The following is a 25359-nucleotide window of genomic DNA, read 5'->3' as shown; positions in this document are numbered from 1 at the left end:
CAGCGAAACGAAACGGAACCGGTGCGGTAGCAGCCGCACCTTGGTGTTCCGTGCTCCGAGAGATGCCCTCCTGGCGGCGCGTCAGAACGCGGGTACAGCACAGGAGATGTAAATGCGGCGTATGCGGCAGATACACCTGCCGCATACGCCGTAGGTTGCCTACGTCTGCAGCCCCGCCGGACTCAGGTCCGGCGGGGCTGGCGCAGGTCTGGGGGGCCTGCTGCTACAGGCCCCTTGTGCGGCCCGCTGCTACAGGCCATCCGCCTCTGTTCCACCTGGGCTGACAGGAGAACCGAGAGCCAACTTTTGCCAACTCAACCAAGTTGGCAACCAACTTCTATAGTCATTGTGCCCACACCACCGGGAGCCATAAACATGTCCCGCGCCGTGGACCCGGAGAACGGGCCCGTCACGGACGCCACCGCATCCCGGTCCCGGCCGCCGACCTCATCGGTGCAGCGAGAACCGCCGGCGATGAAAACCCGTCCGCCACTCCACCGCGTCCCCCTCGACCTGCACGAAGGACAGGCGCCAGCGACGGATCGCCGCGCCGATGGTACAGAGCGGAACCCCGCGCCGCCGCTCTGTGCCACCCGACGGCATGCGCGGACATCGGCTGCCGCGTGTCCTTCACCCGCCGTCCTCCGCCCCCAGCACCAGCCAGCGCGGCCCGCACCGCCCCAGGCTGGCGCGTTCTCCGACCATCTACCGCCAACGCCGCAGACATGGGCGCCATCCGGCATCACCGCGCGGCGGATCAATGCATCGTCGTTCCCCGTCCCGTCACCGAGGTGGCCCGGCACCGACCGGATCAGTTCACGCGTCCTCGTGTGGACGAGTGTGCCGACCCCAGCCCAGTACGCCCGGACACGCACGTCGCTGCTCGGCTGCATCCAGGCGAAGAAGGACCGGATGCAGGCAGCACGCGCCGTCGGCTTCCTCGTGGACGCGCGCAGCGGAACGATCGCCGACTTCCTCTTCGACAACCGTCTCCCAGGGCCTGCTCCCGAACTCGATCGGCTAGTGCCGCATCAGGCGGCGTTCGCCCCGGCGAGGTGCGGGTGGTGATCTTTGTGTTGACTTCTGTGTCGCCGTGCACCACCGCACATTCGAGGAGGTGAGTCCGATCAACGCTGTGACCAGTCGGGACTCCCTCCTTTGCATGGCCTAGGGAGCGCCCGCACAAGGCATCACGAAAGGCTTGAAACGCTGATGCGCTTCAGCTCCCCGACGTCGTCGGACGGCGTCACCGAACAGTCCTTCACCCTCGACGGGATTCCCGGCGTGCTGTGGACGCCGGAAGACGCCCGCGGTACTCGTCCCCTGATTCTGCTGGGCCACGGCGGCGGGCAGCACAAGACGGCCCCCGGTACCGTCTCCCGCGCGCGCCGCTACGCCGCCGGGGGTTTCGCGGTCGTCGCGATCGACGCGCCCAACCACGGAGACCGGCCCCGGGACGAGGAGTTCGGCCGGATCGCGGCCGAGATGCGGGCCGGCATGGCTGCCGGTGAGAATCCGGGCACGCTTGTCGCCGGCATGCACAGCTATCTGGCCCCTCAGGCCGTCGCGGACTGGCAAGCGGTCCTGAACGCGGTCCAGCGCCTCGACCGGGTCGGCGTCGGCCCGGTGGGCTACTGCGGCATGTCGATGGGCTGCGGGCTCGGTATCCCGCTCATCGCCGCAGAACCCCGGATCCGCGCGGCAGTACTGGGCCTGCTCGGCGCGCACGGACTGGCCGAAGACGCCGGGCGCATCACCGCGCCGGTGCAGTTCCTGGTCCAGTGGGACGATCAGATGGTGCCGCGGGACCAGGGTCTGGCGTTGTTCGACGCCCTGGCCTCGACTGAGAAGACGCTGCACGCCAACCCCGGCAGACACGGGGATGTGCCGCCGTTCGAAGTGGACGGCTCGCTGCGGTTCTTCGCCCGGCACCTGAGCTGAGACGAGATCCCGTACTCGGCGCGCCGGCCCGGAACCCGTTCCCGGCCGGCGCGTTCGGTCCGGACTGTCCGGCATGGCCGAGCGGGCGCGGGTACGGGAGGCCGATGACGACGAGGGCAGGCGACTGCTGCGGATCGTCCGCAGGGGCACCGGGCCTGTGGTGACCTGGCGGCGGGCGCGGTCGGTGCTGCTGTCAGCCCAGGGCATGAGCGCGGCGGGGATCGCCGAGGTGACGTTCACCAGCGCGGGCCGAGTCCGAGACGTGGTCCACAGCTTCGACACCGACGGCTTCGACGCGTTCCACCCGAAGTACAAGGGCGGCCTGCCGAGGACCTTCACGCTGCCCGGACGCCGGGAGGTCAAGAAGATCGCCAAGTCCGGGCCGGTCGACTTCCCGGTCGCCGAGGGGGTGATCGACGACATCAGCCACGAGGGCCTGCGGGTCCTGCTCCGCGAGGAGGGCGCCTCCTTCCGACGCGTGAAGACAGGAAGCGGGGCGACGTGTTCCGCCGCTACGTCATCCGGCGGAACAAGCGCGCCCAGGACGAGCGCCTGCGCTCGGTGGTCAGCAGGGCGAACGTTGCCTGATGCGGCATCAGCCAGGGACAACTTGTCCGCGGTTGGAACCGGCCTTCATCCGGTTTCCGGTTCGCGTCAGGATTCTCCTGTCGAACAGAGGAGGTCGGACGACGGACCGGGCGTTGCTGGCGGATTCCCTCCGAGCGCGTCGTGCGGCGTTGCAGCCGGAGGATGCCGGGCTTCCCCGCGGGCAGCGGCGCCGCACCGGCGGGCTGCGGCGCGAGGAGGTGGCAGCGCTGGCCGGGATGTCGGCCGACTACTACAGCCGAATCGCGCAGCAGCGAGGTCCGGCGCCGCCGGAGCGGATGCTCTTCGCGCTCGCCCGGGCTCTGCGTCTCAACCAGAGCGAGCGTGATCACCTCTTCGCCCCGGGCGGGGTTCCGGCGCCGCGGCGGATCCTGCGGGAGGATCAGGTCGGTCCCACGATGATGCGGATCGTCGTCGGCCTCTGGGACGTGCCCGCGATCGTGCTGTCACGGCTCGGCGAGGCGTTGCCGCAGACGCGCCCGGCCGGACCCTTCCGTGCCGCTTCCCCCCTGGACGAAGGACGTCACAGCGTCCGAGGTGACCGCGCCACCGGCCGGGCGCTCATGCCCCGCTGGACGCCCACCGCACCACCGCCGCCACCGCGAGCAGCACAGCCGGTGCCGCCCACGGCCACCGCATCACCCGCCGCACCGGGGGCGCCAGCCACAGCGCTCCCACCGCGCCTGCCGGAACGAGGGCCAAGGCGCAGGCGAGCTCGATCCCGCCGTACGTGGCTTGGTCCCAGTCGCCGTCCGGACGGGTGATGATCGCCAGCCAGAGGAAGAAGGCCGCCGCCAGGGTCAACAGCACCACCGGTACGGCGAGGACCACGCGGAGCAGCCGGCGGTCGTCGTCGGGGTGGTGCGGGCGGTCGTCCGCCGGGTGACGGGAGTGTCCGGTCTTCTGCCCGCCGCCGGTGTGCGGGGGTTTCGAGGACTGCATCAGCGGATCGCGTTCCTTGCCCGGTCCAGGTGAGGGGCGAAGTCGCGGCCATCACGTTGCGCCTGGTCGTTCTCCCGGTACGGTCCACCGTCGTACCGCGCGGCAAGCTCCTGTTGTTGCTCCACCGTCATCTCCTCCGGGGGTACGTGGGCGAAGTCCGTCGGTGTCCGGGCCCCGACCGGTGGAGCCGTCTCGCCTCCCCTGCTGGTCAAAGTCGTCAACCAGCGCAACGGGCGACTCGGTGAACCCAGGTGGTCACAGCACCAGCAGGGCCGCCGGTCCCGGTTGTCTCGCCCCCGGGCCCGCATGTCCTGGAACCCCGGGGGCTGCTGCTCCGTCTCCCCGTATCCGCGAGCCCGGGCACTTCAGCTCGCGGTGAAGGTGAACACCTGGCTGGAGGTGTCGGCGCATGCGGTCTGCATCGCCTCGGCGCCTTCGGTGACCGGGGGGAGGAATCCGATGCACAGGCCGCTGTGGAGGGGCCGGAGCCGGAAGCCGTTGCCGGTGGCTTCCAGGCGGAACCTCTGGCTGTCGCCGTCCGCGCAGTCACGGGGGGAGAGCAGGGCGCCGGAGACGGTGGAAGCGTCGTCGACGGCCAGGCAGCCGGTGCCGTGTGCGGGGTGGTGCCACTGGATGCGGTAGGTCTGTGCGCCCAGGTCCTCGAGGTAGACGCGGGGCAGGGAGGCGTCGGCGCAGGAGAGCTGGACGGCGATCTCGCGGTCGGTACGGCCGTTGCGTTCGCGGCCCTCGGTCAGACACCGGGAGGGAGCGGAGGCGGGGTGGATGCTGGTCCATCCGGCGGCCGGGAGCCGGGCGGAGCCGCCCGTCCGCCGGGGGCTGGGGGTGGCGGTGGGGCGGCTGGAGGCGGGGGCCGTCTCCTCGTGCTCGACAGGCGAGATCTCAGGGGCGGCTACGGGATCGGCGGTGGCCGAACGGCTCGGCGCGGGCGAGGAACCGGGCTGCTTCGACTCGGGGCTGTCGCTGGGCGCGGTGCTGAAGGGCGCGGTGCTGGGGGGCGGGGTGCTCGTGGGCGCGCTGTCCGTGCGGTGGTCGCTGGAGTCGTTGTCGTCCGGCCACAGGGCCAGGGTCAGTATTCCGGCGACGGTGCAGGCAGCGATCGCGACCATCGGGCCGTGCCGTTGCCAGTTCGACTGGGCGTGCGGGGCGGCGGGGCCGTCGTCGGCCGGGCCCGTGGCCGGTGTCCCGGCCGGGACGGGGCCGCCTGGTTCGCCGGCCGGGTCGGTGGCCGCGTCAGTGGCCGGGGCTTCCTTGTCGTCGGCGGCTTCCTGGGGGCTGGTAGGCGGTTCTTCGGAGGGGGCAGAGCCCGGTTCGCCGACGGGGCCGGTGGCCGAGGCTCCGGTCGGGCCGGGGTCTGGTGCGCCGGTCGGGCTCGGCTCCTCGTCCGTGCCTTCCCTCTCGCCCCGCGGTGTTTCCTGCCGGACGTCGTCGTCCCCCTGGAGGACAGTGCTCTGCGCGGCGTTCCCGGAGTCGGGCGGTGGTGCCGTGGTGCCGAACGTGGCCAGGCGTCGGCGGGCCTCCAGCCAGGCGGACACCGCGTCGTCGTCACCGCCGCAGGCCCGCACGTAGGCGGCCAGGAGTTCCTCGCGGGGAAGGTCGTCACGGGCGAGGGCGGCGGAGATGGTCGCGCGCGGCAGGACGTCGCCGACGTCGGTGGCGTTGCGCTCCAGCTGCCGGTAGCTCAGGTCCGCCCAGCGGCGTAACTGCCGCATGGACTCCATGAATTGCGCAGGGCTGTGCGCCGCCGCCGGATCCGGCCCCCGTCCCATCACCGCTCCCTTGTCCCGTGTGTACCAGGGGAGCTTAAACGTCATTGATCTGTTCATGAGGGCTGTTCTCCGTCATCGCTCGGCCGGCTGTGCGGATGGGGTGCCGCAGCCGCTGGAGGTCGTGTCACCCGCGCTGCGTTTCGCATCGTTCAGGGGTGTATGTGGCGGTAGGCGGTGACGACGCCGGGGTCGGGCAGGGGGGCGATGGTGACGGTGGTGCCGGGTTTGGGGGCGTGGATGATCTGTCCGTCGCCGATGTACAGCCCGACGTGGCCGCCTCCGTAGGACAGGACGAGGTCACCGGGCACCAGGCGGTCGCGGGTGGTGGCACGGCCGGCGCGGATCTGGCTCCAGGTGGTGCGCGGCAGCTTCACCCCGGCCGCCTCCCACGCCCGCATCACCAGGCCGGAGCAGTCGAATCCGCTCGGGCCGGTGCCGCCCCAGACGTAGGGCTTGCCGAGCTGCGCGCGGGCGTAGGCGATGACGGCACTCGGCGCCGGCTGGACCCGCTTGCCGACCTTGCCGGGCTTGCCGGGCTTGCCGGCCTTGCCGGGCTTCGCAGGCTTGGCGGGCCTCGCGGGCCTGTCCGCGGACGCCACCCTCGGCTGCCCGTCCGCAGTGGACGTGGCCGCCGGCGGCCGCGCCGGGCCGGCGGAGCCCGGTGTGGCGGGCACGACCAGGGTCTGCCCGGCGTAGATCAGCGTCGACGAGCCCAGGCCATTGAGCCGTTGCAGCACCTTCACGCTCGTGCCGTGTGTGCGGGCCAGTCCCCAGAGCGTGTCGCCGGGCCGCAGTGCGACCTTCTCGGCCTCGACGGGCCCGGCCTCTTCCGGGCCCTTCTCGGCGGGCTTCTTCGGGGCGGGTTCGGGCGCGGCCGGTGTCCCGGGCCGGAGCGTGACCGACGGCCCCTCGGCCGCCGGTGGACTGGACGGACCGTGCACGGCCAGCAGCACGCCCGCCAGCAACGACAGCACGAACCCCACGGCCAGCCCCGCCACGCCTGACACGACGAGGCGGGTCTTTCTCCTGGCCCGGCTCGGGGTGCGCGGCCTGCGGTGCGACGCCGGTGCGGGCCGGGTCCCCTTCTTCGGCGTCTGCTTCCCGGCGGTCTGCTTCCCGGTGATCTGCTCCTTGGCGGTCTGCTTCCCGGTGGTCCGTCGCTGAGGCGGGAGCAGGGTCTGCTGTGTCATCACAACCTCCTTTTGCGGGCCGGGATCTCACGGCCCGGAAAGGAGGCTGTTTCGTCGCGTCGGTGTCCCGCCAGATCTTCGGGCGTCCGGGACAGTCCCGGCCCGTCCACGCCCTGCGGCACCCTGCCGAAAGGACGGCGTCCCGCCCCTGGGAACCGGCGCTGACCTGCATGGACGACTCAGGACTGTCCCAGACGCCGTCATGCGTTGCCCACCGCCGACCGCACCCGGCACGCTCTTGCCACCGACCGGCCTACCCGGAACGACGCCAGACGCCGAAACGCATCCGGGTCAGCCGCGTCTCCTCGCGCCCGGTCTCCACGAACGCGACGAGCAGCCCGGCAGCCGGGCCCGGGCCCGTTCCGCCTCCGGCTCCACCCGTTCGCGGGTCCGTGTCGCACCCGGACGGCTCACCGCACCGGAAGCGAGCGCTCCCGATGGCGCTGCCCGGGGGCCCGACCCTGTCGGTGCGCGACGTGTGGCTCCCCGTCAGTCGTTCGCCCCCGCAGGTCGGGCTTCACACGCTCGACGTGCGCACAGGCACTCCTTTTCGTCAGCAGGCGCCGGTGAGTTCCTCGAGCTGGTCGGCGAGGCGGTGGTCGGGGTGGTGGAAGGGGGCGCCGGCCAGTTCCTCTTCGACCCTGAGGCGTTCGACGGCTTCGCGCAGGGCCAGGGTGGGGTGCGGCAGGCGGCGGGCGGACCAGGGGTGGGTGGGGGCGAGATGGATCTCGTCGTCGAGGTGGAGGGCCTGGTGGGCCCAGTGGTCGGCGTCGCGCAGTTCGCCGCGCAGCAGGTGGTGGAGGTGGAGGCAGTAGGCGGCGGTGGCGTTGTCGGCGCCGGCGGCGAACTGCCACCACCACAGGGCGCTGTCGGGTTCCTGGGCGAGGTTGAGCAGGCAGCCGAAGTACAGGGCGCCGTCGGCGTCGTAGGGGACGTCGACGATGCGGGCGAGGTGTCCGGCGGCGTCGGTGCGGCGGATGAGTTCGCTGGAGAGGGCTGTCAGGGCCGACTGCGCCTCGCCGAGGGCGGTGGGGTAGTAGCCCTCGGGGGCGGGGCGGGCGCCGAACATGAGGGTGGCGGTGACGTCGCGGACGATCTCCTGCTGCAGGGTGCCGAGGTCGGCGTCGGTGACCGTGTCCGCGAGGGCGGTCTGGTCGAGGTAGTCGTCGATGCTGCGTGGCACGGTGTTACTCCTTCTCCTCGTCGTCACCCAGGTCTATGCCGAGTTTGGCGGCGATGCGCTTGCGGGCCAGGCGGCGGTGGGTGCGGGCGGTGGCCGGGGTGATGCCCATGGTGTTGGCGGCCTGTTTGCAGGAGTAGCCCAGGACGTATTGGAGGATGATCACGTCGAACTGGCGTTCCGGCAGGGTGGCGATGGCGGTGTAGAGACCGAGGGGGGACTCTATGGCCGCCAGCTGCGTGCGCATGCGTTCCAGCGTGGCACGTACGGCGTCGTGGACGGCGGTGGTCCGCGCGGTTCCGGCGGGAGCGGTGCTGCGTCCGTCGGCGGCGGGGCCGAGGTTCATGCGCAGGTGGAGCTCGACGCGCATCTTCAGCAGGCGCCAGGCGTAGGCCTCCGGCCCGCCGTCCTCGAGCAGGACGACGGCCCAGTTGAGGGCGAGGTGACTGTAGAGGCGGCGCACGACCTGCTGGGCGGCCTTCATGTCGCCCAGCACGGTGGCGGCGTAGCGCAGCTGCGGCCGGGCGTACATGCGGTAGAAGGCGTCCAGGTCGGACGGCATCTCGTAGTGGACGCCCTGCAGGGAGTTCAGCTCCCGGGGCTGGGCGGGGAGGGCGTCGGGGACGTTGCTGTCCTCGGGGACGGCCATCGTCATGCCTCCTCGTCCCGGACGGGGGCTGCGGTGAGGGTCTCGGTGGCCCCGGTGCGCGCCGGCTGGGAGCTCAGCAGCTCGGCGACGCCGACCCGGGCGCCGGCGCGCAGCATCCGGCGCAGTCCCGCGACGACGTCGGGGAGGAAGACGCGCACGGCGGTGGCGGCCGCCAGCAGCGCGAGCAGATCGTTCACGGTCATCGGGACCTGGTCCTCTCCTGCCAACACGGCGTCAACTCCGTTTCCGCGACGGGGAGATGACGCTGCGGAGGACACCGCTCTGGGCCCTCGGCTGCAGGATTTCCGATGAGAGGGGTCAAACGCGCACACCCTTCCCGACCAATTTTTTACGACCTGTGATCACTTCACCACGCACAGGCATAGACCACAGCAGTAAGTTACCGCTCAGACACCATGCGTGAGCTGCGGGAACGCACGCCTCGCGCCGCACGGAGCCAGCCATCCCCACCGTTCCGGACAGGTGATCGAACCTTCGAACATGTGACGGGTATCACACGAGCAGAACGTTTCCGGAGCTGAACAAGACGGTCGCTGCGCCCGTACGACAGCGGGCGGGACGTGTCCCGGCGGGCATCGTCCGCACCGTCGTCTCGGTCGGGGGCGGCGACGGGCCGGGGCCGGGCGGCACGAATCTGCGTCCGCACGTGCCCGTCGACGCCATCGGGGCCGTCCTCACCGGCGGACCCGGGGCGCCCGGGGCGGTCCTGAAGCCGGCGTTCGTGACCCCGGACCCCGCGGCCCTCGACGTACGGCCCGGCGGCGAAGCCGGTCAGCGGCAGGATGATCTCGCTCGGCAGCGGCGGGAAGAGGTTCTCCAGGACGACGGCGAGGCCGGCGCCGGGCGCGCCCATGGCGTCCACCAGGTCGGCCGCCCATCCCGCGATGCCGTCCGCGGGCTCCTGCGGCAGCGCGAGGGTGATGTGGCCCCTCTCGAAGTCTCCAGGTGCGAGGCTCACGCCGCGGGCCGGTGCGGCGATCCGGGACCACGCTAGAAATCCCAGCTCGGTGCCGGCATGCGGACAACCGGCGAACTCGTGCGGTTCCCCCCACCCCGGACCCTGCGGTTTTCCGCAGGGTCCGGGGTGTCCCGCACCCTTGCCCCGACCGCATCGACCGCATCTGGCCGACAGTTCGAGAACACACAGGTCACTTAATTGTTTTGGGTTACATGAAAGGGTTAAATGAACGGGTTAAGAATGCTAGGGTCCGGGCAGAAGGGAGCCCTGCATGGCATCCGAGGAAGAGCTGTTCGCGAACATCGACGCGCTGCTGGAGGAGGAGCCGCAGCTTCCGCCCCCGGCGGAGCGTGCCCGCCTGCGCGAGGCCGCCGGCATCACCCAGGCCCGTCTCGCGAGCGCGCTGAGGACGACGACGCAGAGCGTGAAGAACTGGGAGAACGGGCGTTCCGAGCCTCGCCCGCCCCGGCTGGAGGCGTACCAGCGGCTGCTGAAGGGCTGGGCCGCGAAGTACCCCGTGCACGGCTCCCCCGCCGCCTCCGCCGCGTCACCGGCCCCGGCCGTCGCGCCGCAGCCGGTGACGTCCACCGGACCCGCCGCGTCCGCCACCGTGCCCGGAACGGGGACCACCGCGCCCGCGAGGCCCCCCGCCGCAGCGACCGCGCCCGAGCGGCCCGCCGCGCGCCCTGCGGTGTCACGGCGCCCGGCGGCGGGGAAGACGGCGCGGCCCGCGGCCGATCCGCGGTTCCCGCACGGCCCGCTCGCGGTGCTGGACGGTGACGGCTGCGCGTACGGCGTCGACGGGATCGTGCTCGACTGCCCGGCGACCACCGTCCCGGAGCTGGTGGAGTGGACGTTGCGCGAGTCCGGCCTCGGTGCGCCGAAGCTCCACCGCCACGGCAAGGACTCCGACCCGCTGATCGTGCTCACCGCCGCGGCCGCCGTGAAGCTCGGGCTGCCCGAACGCCTGGAGGGCCACGAGCAGCGCCGCTCCCTGCGGCTGCCGGAGGACCACCCGGTGGTCAGGCAGGTGACGAAGGCGAAGTGGCGGCTCACCCGGCGCGGGTTCGGCCCGTGGGCGCGGATCTACCGCAAGGCCCAGGGGCGCGAGCGGCAGTGCGTGCAGCTGGCGGTCCTGTCGTGGGACGCCCTCGACGAGCGGTCCTGGCCGGGCGTGAGCGGGATGGAACCGGCCGAGATCGCCCGCGTTCTCGGCGTCTACGCCCGGCGGGTCATCACCCCGCGCGGCTCGACGGCGGTCTCGGGGCTGGAGCTGATGACCGCGCTGCGGCCGCCCACGAGGCCGGAGCGCGACGAGGAGAGCGGGAACTGGGTGTCCGCCCACAACCCGGGCTCGCTGGGCACGGAGCCGATGGACCCGGCGCCGCCGGAGGCCACCCCGGAACACCCCGTGGTCGTGAACTCCGGCTGGAGCGGCGGCTTCCTCGACGAAGAGGCGTACCAGTGGGTGCGGCCGGTGGACTCGCTCACCGACGAGGAGTGCATGCTGCCGTACGCGGTCGGCCTGGACCTGAACACGGCGTTCCTCGCGGCCGCGGCCCGCCTGGTGGTCGGCCTGTCCGCCCCCGACCACTTCCACGCCCCGCGGTTCAACCCGAAGATCCCCGGCTGCTGGCTGGTCGACCTCTCCCGCATCGAGCTGGACCCGCGCCTGCCCAGCCCGTTCACCCCGGACGGCACCCGCCCCACCGGCCCGGCCTGGTACCAGACGCACACCGTCGCCTACGCCCAGGAGCTCGGGTACGACGTGCACCCGATCGAGGCGTACCTGCGCCGCGAGACCGGCGCCTACCTGGATCCGTGGCACGAGCGGCTCAAGACCGCCTACGTCGACACCCTCGCCGACCTCGGCGTCACCCGGGACCTGTCCGACGCGGAGTTCCTCGCCGCGATGGAGCGGCACAAGCAGGCCGACCCGGCCATGAACGCCGTGCTGGCCGCCGTCAAGGCGACCGTGAAGGGCGGCATCGGCAAGCTCAGGGAGCGCCCCCAGGGCAGGAACTACAAGGACGGGGACCGGTGGCCGGCCCTGGAACGCCCGACCTGGCGCCCCGACATCCGCGCCGCCGTCATCAGCAAGGCCCGGGTCAACATGCACCGCAAGCTCGCCAACATGGCGAAGATGACGGGCCGGTACCCGCTCGCCGTGCTGTCCGACTGCGTCGTCTACCCGAGCCCCGGCGACAGCCCGCTCGCCTTCCTGCCGTACGCGGCCTCCGGCAAGCCCCAGCCCGGGGGGTTCCGGCTCGGCCCCACCCCGGGCCTGGCGAAGCCGGAGGGCGTCCAGTCGATGCTGTGGGCGGTCGACCTGATGGAGAAGGGCCTCAACCCGGCCCGCCACATCAAGGGCGGGGACGCCGTCCTCGACGAAGGCGAGTAGGGCCGCGCCCAGCGGCCACGACCCCGTGCCCCGAAGGGAGCCGAAACCGTGGGAGAGATCGAGGACGCCATCGAGCGGGCCGACCGGGAAGCCTTCACCCGGGAACCGCCGAAGACGCTGAAGGGGCAGATCGGTTACCTGATCAGGCAGCTGGGCAGCGCGAGGGCCGTGGCGCAGGAGCTCGGCATCACCGCCGGTTCCGTGAACCGCTACCGGCGCGGCGCCCGCAAGCACGCCCGCGCCGACATCGCCGCGCGGATCGACGAGGCGGTGCGGCGGCGGTGGCAGCCGCAGGTGCGCCGGCGCCGGCGCCGGCAGGCCGCCACCACCGGCGGGATCACGGTGGAGACGAGGGCCCGGTTCGGCTACACCGCGCCGGTCGGCACGACCGACGACGGACGGTTCCGGCGGCTGACCGTGCACCTCCCCCCGGAGTACGCCCGCCGCCTGTTCGAGGCCCGCGAGGGGGGCGCCGGCGACCGGCAGCTGCGCGGGATCATCGCCGAAGGGTTCAGGGAGGTGTACTTCCAGGACGGCGGCGCGCGCGCCGCGGACCTCTCGGACGTCGCCATCAACGACATCGACTACCTGGATCTCGGCTACTGAACCAGGTCAGGGGCCGCTCCAGGGCCGCTGCGGGGCCGAGCCGAAGCACGATGGTTGTCACCGAGGCAGACTGTTGTCACCAGGACTTCCCGAGAGGGCACGCGAGGCTGGAAGCCGTACCCGAACCCGTGATCTGTGACGTTCTGCATCGGTGGACCGGTCGTCGGTGGAGCGCTGTCCCGTAGGGCGGCTCCTGGGCAGTCACTTCAGGCTCGTCAGCTCCTCGCTTCCGCAACCCACCCCGATGACCCGGCGTCCCACTCCATGAAGGACGGCTGGCGATCACCCGGGAGAGCACGTGACGAAGAAGGACCAGAGGACGGACGCGGCGAGGGAGAAGGACCGCGAGAAGTGGATGGCGCGTTTCCAGGTGCGGCTGTCCATGCAGCCGGGCGTGGACCGGGCAGTCGTGCTCCAGGCGGTCAAGGAGGTCACGACCCACTGCGCGGATACGGGGGAGCACCCGCGGGATGCCTTCGGCGACCCGGACGCCTACGCCGTACAGGCCGCCGCGCGGCTGGTGCCGACGGACCGGGCGGCGCGCGCGAGGCAGCACAACGCCGTAGTGCGCGCGCTCGACTCCGTACGAAAGAGGGCCGGGGACGTCGCCGGTCTGTGACCGGTTGAAGCGTCTGTCACGGCCTCGCGCACAGTTCTGGCACAGCCCCTGACCTTGTTCTTCATCTTCGGCGGTCTGCCGCCGGATCGGATGAGCCCGTGAAGGCGTCGAGCTCTTCGATGATCTCGCGGAGCTCGTGGGCTCCGCGAGACGACATCGCTCGGATCACGCCGTCGAGCAGGGCACGGCCTTCGAGCCCCATCCCCGGCCAGGCGCAGGCCCCCACCACCTGACCGATCCCCGCGCCCGTGGCCAGGTCGAGACGCAAGAAGCCGGAGAACGTCCGCCGCTGCTTCAAGCCCTGGCCCGGCGCCTCGCGGAGATCACCAGTCTCCTCGCCCCAGGTGACGGCGGACGCTGATCGCGCACGCCTGCTATGAGGTGGCGTCGGCCCACAGGCCGGTGCTGTGGGCCTCGATGAGAGCGCTGATGTGGGTGAGTGCGTCACTGACCGGCTGTGGGTCGAGTCGGCGTCCGTCACGCAAGCGCAGTGCGACGTGGTCGTCAGCGGCCTCCTTGGCGCCGATGACGGCTTGGTAGGGAACCAGGCGGGCCTCTCGGATCCGGGCGCCCAGGCTGCCGCGGTCCGGTCCTGCGATCTGGGCGCGCAGTCCCAGACGGGTGCAGCGTCGGGCGAGGGCTGCGGCGTTCGGCAGTTCGGTGTCGGAGATCGGGAGGATCACCAGCTGAGTGGGGGCGAGCCAGGCGGGGAAGGCACCGCCGTGCTGTTCGATGAGATGGGCGACGGCTCGTTCCACGCTGCCGATGATGCTGCGGTGGACCATGACCGGACGGTGTTTGGCGCCGTCCGCGCCGATGTAGTGCAGGTCGAACTGCTCGGGCTGGTGGAAGTCGACCTGGACGGTGGACAGGGTGGTCTCCCGGCCGGCGCTGTCGGTGACCTGGACGTCGATCTTGGGGCCGTAGAACGCGGCCTCTCCCTCGGCCGCCCGGTAGGGCAGGCCGGAGCGGTCGAGGACGTCGGTCAGCAGTGCGGTGGAGCGCTGCCACTTCTCGGGTGCGGCAACGTACTTGCCACCGGGCCCTGGGAGGGAGAGCCGGTACCGGGTGGGGGTGATGCCGAGCGCCTCGTACGCCTGGCGGATCATCTCCAGGGCCGCCTGCGCCTCCTCGGCGACCTGGTCCAGGGTGCAGAAGATGTGCGCGTCATTGAGCTGGATGGCCCGCACCCGGGTCAACCCGCCGAGCACGCCCGAGAGTTCGGAGCGGTACATGCCGCCCAGTTCTGCCATCCGCAGGGGTAGTTCGCGGTAGCTGTGCGAGCGGGAGCGGTAGATCACCGCGTGATGGGGGCACAGGCTCGGCCGCAGGACGACCTGCTCTGCGCCGAGGTCCATCGGGGGGAACATGTCGTCGCTGTAGTGCGCCCAGTGTCCCGAGATCTCGTACAGCTCTCGCTTGCCGAGGACGGGTGAGTACACGTGCTGGTAGCCCGCCCGCCGCTCGGCGGCACGGATGTACTCCTCCAGGGTGTGCCTCACGGCCGCGCCGTCGGGCAGCCAGTACGGCAGGCCGGCGCCGATCAGCGGATCGGTGTCGAACAGGCCCAGTTCGCGGCCGAGCCTGCGGTGGTCGTGCACGGTGGTCATCGCGGTCTCCCTGCTGGTTGCGGGGCAAGTGACCGGGCCTACGACGAAGCCCCGGGGCACTTGCCCCGGGGCTTCGGATCAGATCATCTCTCAGCGCGCCGGGACACTCTCCGGCGTCGTCGTCATAGCGGCGCGCTTCATGTCGCAGACGTTAGCAAGACGCAGCGATGTCCACACGGTCATTCCTCGTGAGGAATTCTTCGCGAACACCTCCCGCCGACTCGGCATCCGGTGCATCTGCTCCAGGACGCAGAACGCGTACGCCTTCCAGTCCACCGTGCCAGGCTCCAGGTGCGGCGCGGACAACAGGCGCGGACAACACCGGACGCCGCCAGGATCCCGTGAGCAGAGCGGTGTCGATCTCGGCGGGCCCGGCCTTCTCGCGGCCCCTCAGGTCCGGCCCGTCGCCCGTCGTCCAGGCCCGCGCGCCGTCCCACTCGCCGTACTCCTCGAGGCACGACGGATCGGCGGTGCTCAACTGCTCGGCCGGGTACTCGGCCGCCTCAAGATCCGCCGCCTCGAGATCCGCTCGAGAGGTCCTACGGGTGCGGGCGACTGACGGGCAGCTACCCGGAAAGGGTCGGTCGCTGCTCGGTCGCTCGGGCAAAAGGCCAGCTCAGGGGCTTTTTGACGGGGTGACAGCGACTGAAGCGACTCTAGGCCCGGTATATCAGGACATTCGCGTGTGCGCGTGTGTGCGGGCGCGTGCGCGCGTGTGGGCTTCATATATAGGGACCTTGAGTCGCTTCAGTCGCTGTCTGGACTGCCGCAGGGTTCTGACCTGCGGTTTCACCGAGCGTTCGAGGCAGCGACCGAAAGCCGCCCCGGTCGCTGCGGGGGTGCTTCGGTCGCTCATCGCCTCCGGGACGTGGAACCGGCCGGAGAACCGGTTATTCGCACAGAGTTGCCCTTTCGTCACTGCTGCTTCGCTAGTCTGTGTCCGTCGTTGAGTCGCTTCGGTCGCTGACGGGGGAATACATGGCCGATGAGCTGCGGGCTTTACGCAGCGACTCACCGCCGGCCGGTGCTGTCACCGCCGGCGTCACGCAGTCCCTGGCCGTCGCACGCTGGTGTGCCGGGCGCGGGTGGCCGGTCCACCCGCTCGCCCCAGGACGCAAGACGCCCGTGGCCAACTGCGCGGCCTGCCGTGAACCCGGGCACACCTACCGGGGGTGTCGCTGTCCCGCCCTGGGACGCTGGTGCCACGGATTCCGTGCCGCCACCCTGGACTTCGCCCGGATCGAGCGGTGGTGGGGCGCCCACCCGGAGTTCGGTGTCGGGATCGCGTGCGGCCCGGCCGGGCTGGTCGTCATCGACATCGACGCCCACGCACGCCGGCTGCCCGCGCGCGACCGGCTGCTGCCCGGCATCGACATCGCCGACACGGTGGACCTGACCGGGCTCGCCAACGGCTTCCACACCCTGGCGGTGCTCGCCGTCCTGCGGGGCGCCGCCTCGCCCGCCGAGGACGAGTCGACCCTGCGGGTGCGCACGCCCTCCGGCGGCCTGCACGTCTGGTACCGGGCCGTGAGCGGGCACCGGTGGCAGTGTTCCTCCGGTTCCAGCGGCGGGCGCGCGCTGGCCTGGCAGGTCGACGTACGGGCGCACGGCGGCTATGTCGTCGCCCCCGGCACCGTGACCGAGGCGGGGGCGTACGAGGCGGTGAGCGAGGTGCGGGAGTCCGCGCCGCTGCCGGCCTGGCTCGCCCGGGAACTGGAGCGCACCGGTCACCTGCCGCCCGTCCACGTGCCCGCGCCCCGGCCGGTCCCCCCGCGGGCCCGGCAGGCCGTGCTGGCCGCCGGGGGCGGACTCGGAGCCGCGGGCCGGGTCCTGGCCGGACTGCTGGCCGAGGTCGCCGCGTGCGCCGCCGTACCCGAGGGAGCGGCGTTCACCGAGAAACTCAACCGGGCCGCCTACACCGCCGGCGGGCTCCTCGCCGCCGGGCTGCTGACCGAGCAGGAGGCGGAGCGGGCGCTGCGGGAGGCGGCCGCGCAGGCCCGGCCGGGCCAGCAGCGGCGCTACGGCGCCGTCATCCGCGGCGGGCTGAGCGCGGGACGCAGCCGCCCGCTGTCCCTGGGAGGCCGCTCGTGACCCGAGGCCATGACAACGCCCTCTTCGACCCGCGCGCCGTCGCCGTGCAGATCCTGGCCCAGAACCTGCCCACGTCCCGCCCCGCGGACGAGGACCGGGGCCCGTCCGGCGCGGGCGGCACGGCCACCGCCGACGGGCTGCTGCCCGACACCCTCAGCGACCGGGGCAACGCCAAACTGTTCGTCAAGCTCTACGCCGACGACTACCGGTACGTGCCGGGCCTGGGCTGGTTCCGCTGGGACAGCACCCGCTGGCAGATCGACGAGGACGACACCGTCCTGTGGGCCGCGGGTGACCTGGCCGAGGCCCTCGCCACCACCGACCCGCGCGGACTGCACAGCACGGACGCGCTCCAGCAGCACCGGCGCCGGGCGCTGAGCACCAGCGGGCTGAACGCGATGCTCGCCCAGGCCAAGTCGGCGCCCGCCATGGTGCTCAACGCGGCGCTGCTGGACGCCGACCCGTACGCGCTGTGCACGCCCGGCGGGATCGTCGACCTGCGCACCGGGCGGATGCGGGCGCCCGACCAGAGCAAGGACTTCCACTCCCGTTCCACCACGGCCACCCCCGAGCCGTCGCCCACGCCCCGCTGGGACCGCTTCCTCACCGACACCTTCGGCGAGGGACCGGCGGGCGCGGAGATGATCGACTTCCTGCACCTGCTGCTCGGCTACTCCATCACCGGGGACGTCGGCGCGCAGGTGATGCCGTTCCTGTTCGGCTCCGGCAAGAACGGCAAGTCGGTGCTGCTGGACGTGGTGATGAAGCTCGTCGGCGACTACGCGGACGCCGCGCCGCCCGGGTTCCTGATGGCCCGCCCCTACGAGGGCCACCCCACCGACCTGGCCGAGCTGCACGGGCGCCGGGTCATCGTGTGCAGCGAGGTCAAGCCCGGGGACCGGTTCGACGAGGCGCGGGTGAAACTGCTGACCGGCGGGGACCGGATCAAGGCGCGGCGGATGCGGCAGGACTTCTTCGGCTTCCAGCCCACCCACAAGCTGTGGCTGCTGGGCAACCACCGGCCCGAGGTGGGCACGGGCGGCTTCGCCTTCTGGCGGCGGATGCGGCTGATCCCGTTCGAGCGGGTCGTGCCCGACCACCGCAAGGTGGACAACCTGGCGGACATCCTCGTCACCGAGGAGGGGCCCGGCATCCTCAACTGGCTCATCGCGGGGGCACGGCGCTACCTGAGCGGGGAGAAGGACCTCCTGGGGCCGGAACGGGTGCGCATCGCCACCACGGCGTACGCGGAGACCGAGGACCACATAGGACGCTTCCTCGGCGAGTCCTGCCGGCTGGATCCGGGGCTGAGGGCGGAACAGGCCGGTCTGTATGCGGCGTACAAGGCGTGGTGCCAGAATGAGGGGGCCCCGGCCGTCTCGTCCCGGTCCTTCGCGTCGCGGGTCCGCGAGATGCTGGGGCTGGCGTCTCCCAAGGAGATGATCCTGTCCAACCAGCGCAAGTACTACCCGGGCATCGGACTGACCGCCGACGAGGAGACAGCATGAGCGCCCTCATCGCCGAGGACGAGATCGCCCACGAGGTCGGCTTCGTCTGGCTCGAGGACGTCGGCCGGCTGGACTACGTCCGCCAGAGCCTGGACCGGCTGCCGACCCGCCGGGGCAGGCCGGCCTACCACCGCGACGGCCGTATGGTCGGCTACGCACTGCTGGGCCCCGAGGCCAAGCCGTCCCGTTCCTCGGGGACCTTCCGCCGGCGGGTGTTCTGGCTGCTGCCGCACGACCGGGACACGGCGCCCGACGGCCTGTACGCCTCGGGCGCGCCGGCCGAGGCCGTCGATCCGCGCACGCTGGCGCCCGGCAGCAAGGGGCGCAAGACCGGGCGCTCGGAGGGCGAACCGCGCCCGGTGCGGTCGTACCAGTGAACCGGCGGGCCGACGCGCCGTGACCGCCCGGCCGGGCCCGTGCGCACCGGGCCCGTCGTCCGGGCCGCACCTGCCTCACCTGCGTCGCGGGCCGGCCGGGGGCGCGGTCGCCCCCGGCCGGCCCGGTCCGGACGGTCGGCCCTAGTCGGCGATGCCCGCGTAGTCGGCGAGGGGGACGCTGCCGCTGTTGGCGATGGGCACCCCGGCCAGGTACGCCTCCGGCAGGTCGAAGGCGTCGACCAGCGTCATCATGTGCGGTGCGAGGCCGGCCACCGCCTTGTCCAGGGCGAAGGGCAGGGCGTGGACCTGCTCGATGCTCATGTGGCCGTCCGCGAGCAGGTCACCGGTGTGCGGGCCGAGCTGGGTGAGCAGGAACAGCCGGCACAGGCCCTCCAGCAGGTCGCGGGCCCCGGTCTGCGCGGCCTGGTCCACCGCGTCGAGGTAGGCGTCGGCCGCGCGCACCGCGGCGTGCACCGACACCATCTCCAGGGCGGCCGAGGAGGCGTTGTTCCAGCGGCCGATCGGGTCTTTGGAGGGGCCCTGGCGCAGCGACGCGCGGGCCCGGGCCTGCCACACGGACTCCGCGCGGGCCAGCAGGTGGCGCAGGAAGCGGATGTCGTCCAGCCGGTCGGCGTGCCCGGCCGGGGCGGGCGGTGCGTCCCGGCCGCCGGTCTCCCCGTGGAAGACCAGCTCGGCGGCCGCCTTCGCCCAGATCACCAGGTTGTCCCCCTCGGCGGTGATCGTCCCCTCGATGTAGTCGGGGAAGCCGGCCAGGCCGTTGACCGCGAACAGGCCCTGCGCGCCGCACCGTTCGCGGCACTCGGCCGCGATGGCGCGGGCCTGCCAGGTGATCCAGCCCTTGGCGACGGCCACCTGGCGCTCCGCGTCCGCCCGGTCGGCCTCGGCGTGCCGGGCCCAGCGGGCGGTGACCTCCCGGTGCAGGAACGTCATGCCGTACGCCGTGGACAGCGCCTTCAGCAGCCTGCCGTGGTGGGTGCGGTAGGAGTTGACGGGGACGCGGTCGCCCGCCCGCGGGCCGCTGACGTGGCGGTGCTCGCCGTAGCGGACGGCGACGGACAGCGCCGCCCGGGAGGCGCCGACCGCCGCGGCGCTCATGCACAGCTTTCCCACGGTGACCCGTCCGATCGAGCGCAGGAACCGCTTGCGGTGGTTGCCCAGGGTGCTGGTGAGGGCGCCGCTGTCGTCGAGCCGGCCGTGCTCCGCCTCCAGCAGGGCCTCCCGGGGCAGGCGCACCCGGTCGAAGGCGGTCAGGCAGTGGTCGACGGGCGCGCCGGGGCGGACGGGCAGCCGGCGCACCCTGACGCCCGGCAGCAGTCCGTGCTCGTCGCTGAGCGGGGTGAGGAAGAGGAAGACGCCCTGGTCCCGGCCGTCGGCGACGAGGCGGGCGGCGACCACGGCGGACTTCGGCCCGCCCGTGGTGCTGGTGTTGGGCATGAACTTCTGGGCGCCGGGGTGCGGGGTGTGCAGGACGAACTCCCCCGTGTCCGGGTCGAACTCGGCGGTGGTCTGCAGCGCGAAGCTGTCGTTGCCGTGTTCCAGCTCGGTGCACAGAAACGTTCCGGTGCGCTGCAGGGACGTGAACGGCGTCAGGTCGCGCCGGCCGTCGTCGCCGTGGTCCAGGAGGCTGCCCAGGAACAGGTTGTAGTGGATGCTCGCGACCGTGCACAGGCCCCCGCCGCCGTCCACGATCGCGGCCCACTCGTGCAGGCCGGCCAGCAGGTGCGGATCGCTCGCCAGCCGCTCGGCGTCGCCCACGGTGTCGTTGACCAGGCGGAGGCGTTCGTAGGACCGGGTCACCTGCTCGGCGGGCGTCAGCTCCCCCCGGTGACGGAACGTTTCGTTGGCGATGAGCCGGCGCCAGGGGGCGTGGACGCGGTGGCGCTCGCCCCCCTGGTCGAAGAGCAGGCGGGCCAGCTCCTGGGCGGGGGTGGGGGCGGGTGGTGCGAAGTGGTCCGGCGTCAGTCCCCCGATCAGGCGGGGGTCGTCCGAACTGCGCTGCTCCGGGAGGACGATCCTGCCGGTTGACGCTGTGAGGTGTTTCTCGGGCTGGACTGTCAGAAGGACCATGGCCCTCTCCCCGTAGTCGCAGATCCAGAAGAAGTGGCTGTGCGGTGGGGCAAGAAGATACGGACCTACCGGTTTTCTTACAAGTCATCAGTGAGCAAAGAGTGACCGGGCTGATACAAGTTCTCCACTGATTCTCCCTCGTCCCGATAGCGGAATGCCCGATTCAGGCGGGAAGGGGTCCGGTATATGCGGCCGTCATAGGGGAGGGCCGGAGTGAACAGAAACCGTCCGCAGGGTTTCTTTGGCCGGTCAGAGCCTGGAGAAGCGGGCCTCATCGCCGTATTCCGGGCATCTCGCGGGCCGCTTGATCCTCCCTGGAGTCGGTGGGAGGATACGAACCTGCCGGTTTCTTTTGAGTGCTCTTGCTGTAAGCGGAGGTGGGCCGTGGCGTTGCAAGAACGCGCGATCAGGACACGCCACTCGATCCTGGTCGCCGCCGCCGCGGTCTTCGCCGAGGTCGGGTACGAGGCGGCGACGATCTCGGAGATCCACCAGCGGGCCAACGTCACCAAGGGAGCGCTGTACTTCCACTTCTCCTCCAAGGAGGAGCTGGCCCAGGAGGTGCTGGCCGACCAGCTCGGCTCCATGCCGCAGCCGGCCCCGCAGGAACTGGCCCTCCAGGAGGGCCTGGACGCCACCTTCCTGCTCTCCCACATGCTCCTGCTGGGCGACCCCCTGGTGCGCGGCAGCATCAGGCTCACCGTCGAGCAGGGGTCCCCGCAGGACGGCCTGGACCGGAAGGTCCCGATGGCGGGCTGGATCGAGCACAACATCGCGCTGCTGGCCCGGGCCAAGGCGAACGGCGAGGTCCTGCCCCACGTCGACGTCCAGGACGCCGCGCGGGTGTTCGTGGCGGCCTTCACCGGGACCCAGATCCTGTCGAAGATCATGACGGGCCACGCCGACCTCGCGGAACGCGTGGCCTCCGTCGAGCAGCATCTGATGTCGAGCATCGCGGTACCGGCCGTGCTCATCCGGCTCGACATGGCGCCGGACCGCGGCGCCCGCGTGTACGAGCAGGCCATGAAACTGCGTCAGGAGGCCGAAGCACTGCTCGCCGACTGACGAAGGCCGAGGCCCCCGCCGGGCAGACCCCGGCCGACCGGGACGACCGCGGCGCGGGCCGGGCGCGTACGGACACGTCGAAACACACACTGGGCAAGACCCAATGGGGGGAAGTGCCGATGACAACGACAGCCTGTCCTTACGCCCTGGACGTGGCGGGGCGAGACCTCGCCGCGGAGGCGACGATGCTGCGGGGCCAGGGGCCCGCGGTGCAGGTGCAACTGCCGGGCGGAGTCCCCGCCTGGGCGGTGGTGGCGCAGGAGCACGTCGAGCGGCTGCTCACGGACCCCCGGGTCTCGCGTGACGCCCGCAAGCACTGGCCCGCGTTCATCTCCGGCGAGATAACCCAGGAATGGCCGCTGTACCCGTGGGCGGCCAACGAGAACATGCTCTTCTCCTACGGGGAGGACCACGCCCGGCTGCGCCGGCTGATCGCCGGGGCCTTCACCGCACGGCGGTCGCAGAACCAGCGGCCCAAGGTCGCGCGGATCGCGACGGAACTCCTCGACGACCTCGCCCGCGTGCCGGCCGGGACCCCGGTCGACCTGCGCGCCTCCTACGCCGACCTGCTGCCGCTGCGGGTCATCTGCGAGCTGTACGGAGTGCCCCGGGGCGCCGCCACGGACGAACTGAGCGCCGCCCTGCACACGGTCTTCTGCAGCACCCTCACCGCCGAGGAGGTGGACGCCGCGCGCATGCGCGCCTACGAGCTGCTCGCCGAGCTGGTCAGGACCAAGCGCGAGGAGCCCGGCGACGACCTGACCACCTCGCTGATCGAGGCGCGCGACGAGGAGGACCGCCTCTCCGAGGACGAACTGCTCGGCACCCTCTTCATGATGATCGCCGCGGGCCAGGACACCACCTCCGTCCTGATCACCAACGCCGTCGCCGCGCTGCTGACCGACCCCGAGCAGCTGGAGCACGTACGCGCCGGCCGTGCCGGCTGGAGCGACGTCATCGACGAGACCATGCGCGTGCACACGCCCCCGGCGTTCGCGCCCCTGCGGTACGCCGTCGAGGACATCGACCTGGACGGCGTGCTGATCAAGCAGGGCGACGCCATCATCGTCGCGTTCCACGGAGGGGGCCTGGAGCCGGAGCGGCACGGGCCGGACGCCGCCCGCTTCGACCTGCTGCGAAAGCGGCGCGGCGGCCACCTCGGCTTCGGCCACGGCACGCACCGGTGCCTCGGGGCCCCGCTCGCCGAGATCGAGGCCGGCGTCGCCTTCGCCGAACTCTTCGGGCGGTTCCCGGACCTGACCCTGGCCTGTGAGCCGGCCGACCTCCGGCCGATGCCCACCTTCATGCTCCACGGGTACCGCTCGCTGCCGGTCCTGCTCGGCTCCTGACGTCCGCCGCGGCGAGCGGCTCGCACCCCGGTGCCCCGCCGCTCGCCGCCGCCGTCAGGAGACCCGGAACCGGGCCATCATGCCCATCGCGGCGTGGTCGATCAGATGGCAGTGGTAGAGGTAGGTCCCGCGATAGGTGTCGAACGTCGCCTGGATCCTCACCGTCTCGCCCGGCATCACCATCACGGTGTCCTTCAGGCCCGACTCGGCGGGCCCCGGCGGCAGCCCGTTGCGCTCCAGCACCCGGAACTGCACCAGGTGCAGGTGCAGGTTGTGCGGCACCAGCTTGCCGGCGTTGGTGACCGTCCACACCTCGCTGGCGCCGTGGCGCACGAAGTCGTCGACGCGCTCGTGGTCGTAGACCTTGCCGTTGATGTACGCCTTCGCGTCGGGGGCGCCGGTCTCGTCCATGCTCAGCACCACCGTCCGCTCGGCGGTGGGGGCGGGCAGCGGCGGCAGGGTGCGCAGCACGGAGGGGATCTCGCTGGTGTCGGTGGCCGTGCGCACCACGTCGAAGCGCAGCACCTCGCCGAGCCGGTCGGCCGGCCCGCCGCTGAGGAGGGTGTTCTGCAGCACCAGCCCCGTGCCCACGGGGTAGCGGGAGAAGTCGACGACGACGTCGGCGCGCTCACCGGGGGAAAGGGTCACGGCGTCGGTGACGTGCGGCTTCGGCAGCAGACCGCCGTCGGAGCCGATCTGGACGATCTCCCCGCCGTCGGCCAGGCGCAGCCGCAGGGGGCGCAGGTTGGAGGAGTTCAGCAGGCGCAGCCGGTACTTGCGGGCGGCGACCTCGAAGTACGGGTAGGCCCGGCCGTTGGCCAGCAGCGTGGTGCGGTTGGAGAAGTCGCCCATGACGTACACCAGCTGGCCGCTGTCGTCGAAGCGGGCGTCGCGGATGGCGAGGGGGACGTCGTACGGCCCCTCGGGCAGCGGCAGCGCCTGCTCGACGTCGTCGGTGATCAGATAGGTGCCGGCCAGGCCCCGGTAGACGTGCTCGGCCTCCATGTGGTGCGCGTGGTCGTGGAACCACAGGGAGGCGTGCGGCTGCCGGTTGGGATAGGTGTACACGCGCCGGCCCCCCGGCGCGATGGTGTCCATCGGTGAACCGTCGTCCTGCTCGGCCACCGAGGCGCCGTGCAGGTGCACGGAGGTGGGCATGGTGAGGGCGTTGTCCTGCACGACGGAGACCGGGCGGCCGGAGCGGGCCCGGATGACGGGGCCGGGGAAGGCGCCGTCGTACGTCAGGACGTCCGTCCTGACTCCCGGCAGGATCTGCGCGCGTGCGGGCCGCATCGTGATCCGGTAGCGGTCGACGCCGCCGGCCGTGGAGTGGGGGACGAGCGTCCTCGGCACGGGCAGGGGGAGGCGGAACTTCTCCACGGCGGGCGCGACGGCGGCGACGGCCCGGGTGGCGGGCCGGTCCTCGCCGCGCAGCAGCGGTGTGAGGGCGGCCGCGGTGAAGGCGGCCGAACCCGCCGCGGTGAGGCCGGTGGTCAGTACCGAACGACGGGTGGGCATGGTCCTCCTTGGCGGCGGGCCGCGTCGGGGCGGGCGGGGGCGCGCGGCGGTGCCGACTTCAGCACGGGCCTCTCGAACAGCGCTGGGTGGAGGGAGGAGGTCCGCTCGCCGAGGCGCGGGCCGGCCCGGCCGCCCTCCCCCGCCCGGCTGTGGTTCTCGCGCGTCGGCGCAGGTCACCGGGTTTTTCCGGCCGGGCGGTCCCGCGCCGGACCGGTGCGGGACCGCCCGGCCGGGGTGCAGTGGCCGGCCGACGTTTCTCGACCGGGCCGAAAGCGGCTCTTGAGCGGGGTGGCCGACGGTTGCGGGGAGTTTCGACGAGGGGGGAGCCGGCCGGATGAGCAGCACGGACGCCGTACTTCGAGTGGAACGGGGCCGGGCCACGCCGGAGGAGCTGGCCGCGGTCACCGTCGTGCTGGTCTCTCTGCTGGCCGCGCAGGGCCCGGACACCGACTCCGGGCAGGCGCCCGAGTTCCCGTCGTGGAGTCCTGAGCGGGCCCTCGAGGCGTACCGCTCTCCCTACAACTGGCAGTAGATCCGGGGAGTTCTTGCCCTGGTACATTCGTGTGCGCGCCACTAACAAACCGTCATACCGGTTTGTTGCCCGTTGAAGGGACAGCGTCGGCCGCACCGCGAGGAGGGAGTTGTCCAGTGACGGTCATCAATGACAATCCTCGGGTCTCCGCGGAGCCGGCGACCACGCGCGAGCGTGTGGCCGAGCTGGGGATGGTGCGGGCGGAGGCGCTGGCCGGGCCGGGCGGGAAGGCGACGGCGGCGCAGCACGCCAAGGGCAAGCTGACGGCGCGTGAGCGGATCGAGCTGCTGGTGGATCCGGGCTCGTTCCGGGAGGTCGAGC

21 protein-coding genes and 4 pseudogenes are annotated in these 25359 nt (G+C 72.1%); 13 read left to right on the top strand and 12 right to left on the bottom strand.

Going from position 1 to position 25359, the window contains the following annotated elements:
* Window positions 1-1212 precede the first annotated feature (1212 nt).
* The 3 genes and pseudogenes from ACZ4V6_RS34385 to ACZ4V6_RS34375 all read left to right on the top strand — a co-directional run.
* Window positions 1213-1941 (top strand): dienelactone hydrolase family protein, encoded by a 729-nt coding sequence (locus ACZ4V6_RS34385; protein ID WP_467834886.1) that lies wholly within the window; start codon window positions 1213-1215, stop codon window positions 1939-1941.
* A 73-nt stretch (window positions 1942-2014) separates the two neighbouring features.
* Window positions 2015-2428: pseudogene (locus ACZ4V6_RS34380) on the top strand (transposase); the annotation flags it as partial.
* A gap of 178 nt (window positions 2429-2606) precedes the next feature.
* Window positions 2607-3032, top strand: a pseudogene (locus ACZ4V6_RS34375) (helix-turn-helix domain-containing protein); the annotation flags it as partial.
* Between the two features lie 76 nt (window positions 3033-3108).
* Here ACZ4V6_RS34375 and ACZ4V6_RS34370 read toward each other — a convergent pair.
* The 7 genes and pseudogenes from ACZ4V6_RS34370 to ACZ4V6_RS34340 form a co-directional block, all read right to left on the bottom strand.
* Window positions 3109-3489: a hypothetical protein gene (locus ACZ4V6_RS34370; protein WP_467834885.1), complete on the bottom strand. Its 381-nt coding sequence runs from the start codon at window positions 3487-3489 to the stop codon at window positions 3109-3111.
* Between the two features lie 365 nt (window positions 3490-3854).
* On the bottom strand, window positions 3855-5219 hold the full coding sequence (locus tag ACZ4V6_RS34365; protein WP_467834883.1) for an RICIN domain-containing protein: 1365 nt from the start codon (window positions 5217-5219) through the stop codon (window positions 3855-3857).
* A 206-nt stretch (window positions 5220-5425) separates the two neighbouring features.
* Window positions 5426-6466, bottom strand: a complete 1041-nt coding sequence (locus ACZ4V6_RS34360) for a C40 family peptidase (RefSeq protein WP_467834881.1) — start codon at window positions 6464-6466, stop codon at window positions 5426-5428.
* A gap of 553 nt (window positions 6467-7019) precedes the next feature.
* Window positions 7020-7649, bottom strand: a complete 630-nt coding sequence (locus ACZ4V6_RS34355; RefSeq protein WP_467834879.1) for a hypothetical protein — start codon at window positions 7647-7649, stop codon at window positions 7020-7022.
* 4 nt (window positions 7650-7653) lie between these two features.
* Window positions 7654-8301: an RNA polymerase sigma factor gene (locus ACZ4V6_RS34350; RefSeq protein WP_467834877.1), complete on the bottom strand. Its 648-nt coding sequence runs from the start codon at window positions 8299-8301 to the stop codon at window positions 7654-7656.
* Window positions 8298-8498 carry a hypothetical protein gene (locus ACZ4V6_RS34345; protein ID WP_467834876.1) on the bottom strand — a complete coding sequence of 67 codons (201 nt, stop codon included), beginning with the start codon at window positions 8496-8498 and terminating at the stop codon, window positions 8298-8300. Before ACZ4V6_RS34345 ends, ACZ4V6_RS34350 begins: the two co-directional genes overlap by 4 nt.
* Window positions 8499-9070: 572 nt before the next feature.
* Window positions 9071-9274, bottom strand: a pseudogene (locus tag ACZ4V6_RS34340) (hypothetical protein); the annotation flags it as partial.
* A 271-nt stretch (window positions 9275-9545) separates the two neighbouring features.
* On the opposite strand from ACZ4V6_RS34340, the gene tap reads away from it, so the two are divergent.
* From tap to ACZ4V6_RS34325, 3 genes are all read left to right on the top strand, one after another.
* Entirely contained in the window at window positions 9546-11675 is a 2130-nt protein-coding gene (gene tap, locus ACZ4V6_RS34335) for a telomere-associated protein Tap (RefSeq protein WP_467834875.1), read from the top strand.
* A gap of 48 nt (window positions 11676-11723) precedes the next feature.
* Window positions 11724-12281 carry a telomere-protecting terminal protein Tpg gene (gene tpg, locus ACZ4V6_RS34330; RefSeq protein ID WP_467834873.1) on the top strand — a complete coding sequence of 186 codons (558 nt, stop codon included), beginning with the start codon at window positions 11724-11726 and terminating at the stop codon, window positions 12279-12281.
* A 298-nt stretch (window positions 12282-12579) separates the two neighbouring features.
* Window positions 12580-12900, top strand: coding sequence for a hypothetical protein (locus ACZ4V6_RS34325; protein ID WP_467834872.1), 321 nt, complete (start codon window positions 12580-12582; stop codon window positions 12898-12900).
* A gap of 61 nt (window positions 12901-12961) precedes the next feature.
* On the opposite strand, the gene ACZ4V6_RS34320 is transcribed toward ACZ4V6_RS34325, so the two are convergent.
* From ACZ4V6_RS34320 to ACZ4V6_RS34310, 3 genes and pseudogenes are all read right to left on the bottom strand, one after another.
* Entirely contained in the window at window positions 12962-13198 is a 237-nt protein-coding gene (locus ACZ4V6_RS34320; RefSeq protein WP_467834871.1) for a hypothetical protein, read from the bottom strand.
* Between the two features lie 76 nt (window positions 13199-13274).
* Window positions 13275-14501 carry a threonine--tRNA ligase gene (thrS, locus tag ACZ4V6_RS34315; protein ID WP_467834921.1) on the bottom strand — a complete coding sequence of 409 codons (1227 nt, stop codon included), beginning with the start codon at window positions 14499-14501 and terminating at the stop codon, window positions 13275-13277.
* A gap of 195 nt (window positions 14502-14696) precedes the next feature.
* A pseudogene (locus ACZ4V6_RS34310) lies at window positions 14697-14910 on the bottom strand (hypothetical protein); the annotation flags it as partial.
* Between the two features lie 578 nt (window positions 14911-15488).
* Between ACZ4V6_RS34310 and ACZ4V6_RS34305 the strand changes: the two are divergent.
* From ACZ4V6_RS34305 to ACZ4V6_RS34295, 3 genes are read left to right on the top strand one after another with little or no spacing between them, the layout of a single operon-like run.
* Window positions 15489-16601 (top strand): bifunctional DNA primase/polymerase, encoded by a 1113-nt coding sequence (locus tag ACZ4V6_RS34305; protein ID WP_467834870.1) that lies wholly within the window; start codon window positions 15489-15491, stop codon window positions 16599-16601.
* Window positions 16598-18109 (top strand): DNA primase family protein, encoded by a 1512-nt coding sequence (locus ACZ4V6_RS34300; RefSeq protein ID WP_467834869.1) that lies wholly within the window; start codon window positions 16598-16600, stop codon window positions 18107-18109. The genes ACZ4V6_RS34305 and ACZ4V6_RS34300 overlap by 4 nt, the downstream gene beginning before the upstream one ends.
* Complete coding sequence (locus tag ACZ4V6_RS34295; protein ID WP_467834867.1) at window positions 18106-18486, top strand: DUF6009 family protein; 381 nt, start codon at window positions 18106-18108, stop codon at window positions 18484-18486. Before ACZ4V6_RS34300 ends, ACZ4V6_RS34295 begins: the two co-directional genes overlap by 4 nt.
* Before the next feature lie 141 nt (window positions 18487-18627).
* Here the strand turns inward: ACZ4V6_RS34295 and ACZ4V6_RS34290 are convergent, their stop codons facing one another.
* Entirely contained in the window at window positions 18628-20574 is a 1947-nt protein-coding gene (locus tag ACZ4V6_RS34290) for an acyl-CoA dehydrogenase family protein (protein ID WP_467834866.1), read from the bottom strand.
* Between the two features lie 384 nt (window positions 20575-20958).
* On the opposite strand from ACZ4V6_RS34290, the gene ACZ4V6_RS34285 reads away from it, so the two are divergent.
* Both ACZ4V6_RS34285 and ACZ4V6_RS34280 read left to right on the top strand, forming a co-directional pair.
* Entirely contained in the window at window positions 20959-21639 is a 681-nt protein-coding gene (locus ACZ4V6_RS34285) for a ScbR family autoregulator-binding transcription factor (protein WP_467834864.1), read from the top strand.
* Window positions 21640-21758: 119 nt separating this feature from the next.
* A complete protein-coding gene (locus ACZ4V6_RS34280) occupies window positions 21759-22988 on the top strand; it encodes a cytochrome P450 family protein (protein WP_467834863.1) in 1230 nt (409 codons plus the stop codon).
* Window positions 22989-23042: 54 nt separating this feature from the next.
* Here the strand turns inward: ACZ4V6_RS34280 and ACZ4V6_RS34275 are convergent, their stop codons facing one another.
* Window positions 23043-24506: a multicopper oxidase family protein gene (locus ACZ4V6_RS34275; RefSeq protein ID WP_467834861.1), complete on the bottom strand. Its 1464-nt coding sequence runs from the start codon at window positions 24504-24506 to the stop codon at window positions 23043-23045.
* 334 nt (window positions 24507-24840) lie between these two features.
* Between ACZ4V6_RS34275 and ACZ4V6_RS34270 the strand changes: the two genes are divergently transcribed.
* Both ACZ4V6_RS34270 and ACZ4V6_RS34265 read left to right on the top strand, forming a co-directional pair.
* Entirely contained in the window at window positions 24841-25038 is a 198-nt protein-coding gene (locus ACZ4V6_RS34270; protein WP_467834859.1) for an acyl-CoA carboxylase subunit epsilon, read from the top strand.
* A gap of 116 nt (window positions 25039-25154) precedes the next feature.
* Window positions 25155-25359 (top strand): carboxyl transferase domain-containing protein (locus tag ACZ4V6_RS34265; protein ID WP_467834857.1); only part of this gene is annotated, 205 nt, incomplete at its 3' end.

The organism is Streptomyces sp. NPDC029152 (genome assembly GCF_055564355.1).
The sequence above is the reverse complement of the archived record's forward strand: the minus strand, read 5'-3'. Positions and strand labels throughout refer to the sequence as shown.

Coding starts and splice junctions, on each gene's coding strand:
- tap (WP_467834875.1), top strand. CDS start 9,546: ATGGCATCCGAGGAAGAGCTGTTCGCGAACATCGACGCGCTGCTGGAG.
- ACZ4V6_RS34345 (WP_467834876.1), bottom strand. CDS start 8,498: ATGACCGTGAACGATCTGCTCGCGCTGCTGGCGGCCGCCACCGCCGTG.
- ACZ4V6_RS34295 (WP_467834867.1), top strand. CDS start 18,106: ATGAGCGCCCTCATCGCCGAGGACGAGATCGCCCACGAGGTCGGCTTC.
- ACZ4V6_RS34270 (WP_467834859.1), top strand. CDS start 24,841: ATGAGCAGCACGGACGCCGTACTTCGAGTGGAACGGGGCCGGGCCACG.
- ACZ4V6_RS34275 (WP_467834861.1), bottom strand. CDS start 24,506: ATGCCCACCCGTCGTTCGGTACTGACCACCGGCCTCACCGCGGCGGGT.
- ACZ4V6_RS34290 (WP_467834866.1), bottom strand. CDS start 20,574: ATGGTCCTTCTGACAGTCCAGCCCGAGAAACACCTCACAGCGTCAACC.
- ACZ4V6_RS34385 (WP_467834886.1), top strand. CDS start 1,213: ATGCGCTTCAGCTCCCCGACGTCGTCGGACGGCGTCACCGAACAGTCC.
- ACZ4V6_RS34360 (WP_467834881.1), bottom strand. CDS start 6,466: ATGACACAGCAGACCCTGCTCCCGCCTCAGCGACGGACCACCGGGAAG.
- ACZ4V6_RS34305 (WP_467834870.1), top strand. CDS start 15,489: ATGGCCGATGAGCTGCGGGCTTTACGCAGCGACTCACCGCCGGCCGGT.
- ACZ4V6_RS34280 (WP_467834863.1), top strand. CDS start 21,759: ATGACAACGACAGCCTGTCCTTACGCCCTGGACGTGGCGGGGCGAGAC.
- ACZ4V6_RS34365 (WP_467834883.1), bottom strand. CDS start 5,219: ATGCGGCAGTTACGCCGCTGGGCGGACCTGAGCTACCGGCAGCTGGAG.
- ACZ4V6_RS34370 (WP_467834885.1), bottom strand. CDS start 3,489: ATGCAGTCCTCGAAACCCCCGCACACCGGCGGCGGGCAGAAGACCGGA.
- ACZ4V6_RS34350 (WP_467834877.1), bottom strand. CDS start 8,301: ATGACGATGGCCGTCCCCGAGGACAGCAACGTCCCCGACGCCCTCCCC.